Raw genomic sequence first — 1,984 nt, forward strand, 5'->3', positions numbered from 1 at the left:
TCTGGAAGGAGACCATCTGCCCCGCCTTCACCCGCATGGAGGTCTTTTTCGATTCATTCTGCGCAAGGGTCGCCATGATGGTCAGCCGCAGTTCCCCGTCCTCATCGTTCATGGTCCATATGCCGTCCTCGGTGAAATACACCCGTTGCGCTTTTCCTCATAGGCTTTGAGCAGCCCCCAGCCGTCCTTTTCCTCAACCACAGTGAAAATGCCAACACCAGTAAATTTGCCCGTCTTTGGGTATGACGTTCCGGGGCCTCTGCGGATATTTATACTGCATAACGCTGAATACTGCCTAATGTAATCATGCGATTGAACCAGTCAGCGTTATGCAGTCTGGTTTCACGGCAGGTGAAATCGTTAAGCATTATAAATCGGGGATAGATACCCGCACCATGTAGGGTCCGGAAAGGGTAAGGCTCTCCATGAACTGCACTTTCCCTTCCTCCATAACAGCTTTCAGGATGGAAAGAATCTTCTCCCCATACTTCTCTCCTGCCGCCCAGCCTTTCCCCTGCGGGTTCTCCTTCTGGCCGAGCCACTCCACATAAGGCGCGCAGCCCCTTGTGACATAGCGGAACCGGGGATCAATTCTTGCCTTCCGCAGTTTATCCGTGGAGGCATAGGCTTTGAGATGCTGTATCTGCGCACGGATGCCAAGCTGCGGCGATTCAAAGGACAGCCCCGCTTTGCCCCTCTGTGTCACCCCAAGACCGCAGAAACTGTTCTGCGAAAGAGTGACCGCCGAGCCGGAGAAAGTGAAATTCCCCGTTTCCAGACAGGACTGCACAAAGGCCATATCACCCCTCACGCCCTCCGCCTCCCCTTCCGAAAGGTACAGCGGAACCATATCCAGAACGGACTGTGGCACAGCCGGATTCTTCTTTTTGAGGTATGCTTTCATCTCCGCTGATTTTGGACTTGATGCCGTCTATCAGGCCGCCGATGATGTCTTTGCCCCACTGCAATGCCTGTGAGGGCAGCCCCTTGATAAAATCGACCGCCGCATCGAATCCGCTCTTCACCGCCCCGGCGATTCCGCTCATGGCATTCTTGATTCCTGAGAGCAGGCTGTTGAACACATTTACCACCGCGTCTTTCAGGCCGCCCACGATACTGGTAACCGTGGATTTAATGGCATTCCAGACGGAAGTAATGACCTCCTTTATCGCATTGACCACGAGATCACTAAAGTGACGGGGTTCGCCGCAAGGATGCCCCATAAGGCACTAAGCCCTCCGCCGATACTGGAAATGCCGCCAATCAGCGTGGGGATGAAGGTCATGATGCTTCCCACTGCCGAAACCACTTTCCCGATAATGTTAATACAGGGCCGATTGCCGCAGCAAGTAATCCGATAGTGACAATGGTATTCTTGGTGCCCTCATCCATGCCGTTGAGCTTGTCAACGAATCCCTGCACCCATGTGACAATCTGGCATATGGCTGGCATGAGGATTTCACCGAAAGAAATAGCCAGCTCTTCCAACTGGCTTTTCAGGATGGCAAGCTGCCCGGCAAGGTTATCCTGCATGGTCGCCGCCATCTCCGCAGATTTCCCATCACAGTTTGCTATGGCGCTGCTCACCTTCTCAATGTCCGCAGGGGCGGCATTCATCAGAGCAAGGAAGCCGGACATGGCATTCTTTCCCACTAGAGCCTCTGCCGCCGCTGCCTTTTCGGATTCCGACAGGCCGCCGAAAGCCGTCCTGCAGTCAGCCAGGATGGCTCTCAAATCCCTCATGCTCCCGTCCGCATTGGTGGTGGCGATCGTGACCTCCCCGATGCTCGAACCGCAGATTTTCACTTCCCCGGAAAGGTTGCTCATGATGGTGCGGCCGGAAACGGGGCCGGAAAAGGGGCGTAAAACGCGCCTGTGGACGTTTAGAAGCTGTTTTCGCGTGTGGGGAGTATAAAACCCTTGCCCGGTGGTTTTCGTGTCTGAAACGCCTTAAAAATCAAGCCTTTTCAAGCCCTATTGCGTA

General features: G+C 54.3%; 2 protein-coding genes and 2 pseudogenes. All 4 read right to left on the minus strand.

The features are described from left to right. Positions 1-142: pseudogene (locus Q2B33_RS24640) on the minus strand (recombinase family protein); the annotation flags it as partial. Beyond that, positions 109-907 (minus strand): annotated as a pseudogene (locus Q2B33_RS24645) (glucosaminidase domain-containing protein); the annotation flags it as partial. The pseudogenes Q2B33_RS24645 and Q2B33_RS24640, both read right to left, overlap by 34 nt. Beyond that, the gene (locus tag Q2B33_RS23960; protein WP_300817791.1) at positions 801-1,181 is read right to left on the minus strand and encodes a hypothetical protein; all 381 of its coding nucleotides are present in this window, start codon (positions 1,179-1,181) and stop codon (positions 801-803) included. The gene Q2B33_RS23960 and the pseudogene Q2B33_RS24645, both read right to left, overlap by 107 nt. Before the next feature lie 100 nt (positions 1,182-1,281). Beyond that, a complete protein-coding gene (locus tag Q2B33_RS23965; protein WP_330691429.1) occupies positions 1,282-1,827 on the minus strand; it encodes a phage tail tape measure protein in 546 nt (181 codons plus the stop codon). Positions 1,828-1,984 lie beyond the last annotated feature (157 nt).

Origin of the sequence: uncultured Acetatifactor sp., assembly GCF_948601915.1 — a bacterium.
Lineage (GTDB): Bacteria > Bacillota > Clostridia > Lachnospirales > Lachnospiraceae > Acetatifactor.

Coding starts and splice junctions, on each gene's coding strand:
- Q2B33_RS23965 (WP_330691429.1), bottom strand. CDS start 1,827: ATGAGCAACCTTTCCGGGGAAGTGAAAATCTGCGGTTCGAGCATCGGG.